This is a genomic window from Levilactobacillus tujiorum, from assembly GCF_012641185.1.
GTDB classification, from domain to species: domain Bacteria; phylum Bacillota; class Bacilli; order Lactobacillales; family Lactobacillaceae; genus Levilactobacillus; species Levilactobacillus tujiorum.
Window position 1 is genome coordinate 1 of record NZ_JAAXLK010000051.1, and the last position, 841, is coordinate 841.

At 56.1% G+C, this 841-nt stretch carries 1 protein-coding gene; it reads right to left on the minus strand.

Features of this window, described 5'->3' with window-relative positions; translation table 11 throughout:
• Positions 1–768, minus strand: a 768-nt coding sequence (locus HF569_RS12160) for an IS5-like element ISKpn26 family transposase (RefSeq protein ID WP_168902620.1), incomplete at its 3' end; no start/stop codon positions are given.
• Positions 769–841 lie beyond the last annotated feature (73 nt).

Genomic DNA, 841 nt, shown 5'->3' on the forward strand with positions numbered 1-841 from the left:
GCGCGGATGCTGCTTCAAGGTTTTTACCTTGCCGGGACGCTCGGCGATCAGCCAGTCCACATCCACCTCGGCCAGCTCCTCGCGCTGTGGCGCTCCTTGGTAGCCGGCATCGGCTGAGACAAATTGCTCCTCTCCATGAAGCAGATTACCCAGCTGATTGAGGTCATGCTCGTTGGCCGCGGTGGTGACTAGGCTGTGGGTCAGGCCACTCTTGGCATCGACACCAATGTGGGCCTTCATGCCAAAGTGCCACTGATTGCCTTTCTTGGTCTGATGCATCTCCGGATCGCGTTGCTGCTCTTTGTTCTTGGTAGAGCTGGGTGCCTCAATGATGGTGGCATCCACCAAAGTGCCTTGGGTCATCATGACGCCTGCTTCGGCCAGCCAGCGATTGATGGTCTTGAACAATTGACGGGCCAGTTGATGCTGCTCGAGCAGGTGGCGGAAATTCATGATGGTGGTGCGATCCGGCAGGGCGCTATCCAGGGATAATCGGGCAAACAGGCGCATGGAGGCGATTTCGTACAGGGCATCTTCCATGGCACCGTCGCTCAGGTTGTACCAATGCTGCATGCAGTGAATACGCAGCATGGTCTCCAGCGGATAGGGCCGTCGGCCATTGCCCGCCTTGGGATAAAACGGCTCGATGACAGCGGTCATATTCTGCCATGGCAGAATCTGCTCCATGCGGGAGAGGAAAATCTCTTTTCGGGTCTGACGGCGCTTAGTGCTGAATTCACTATCGGCGAAGGTGAGTTGATGGCTCATGATGTCCCTCTGGGATGCGCTCCGGATGAATATGATGATCTCATATCAGGAACTTGTTCGCACCTTCCCTAAC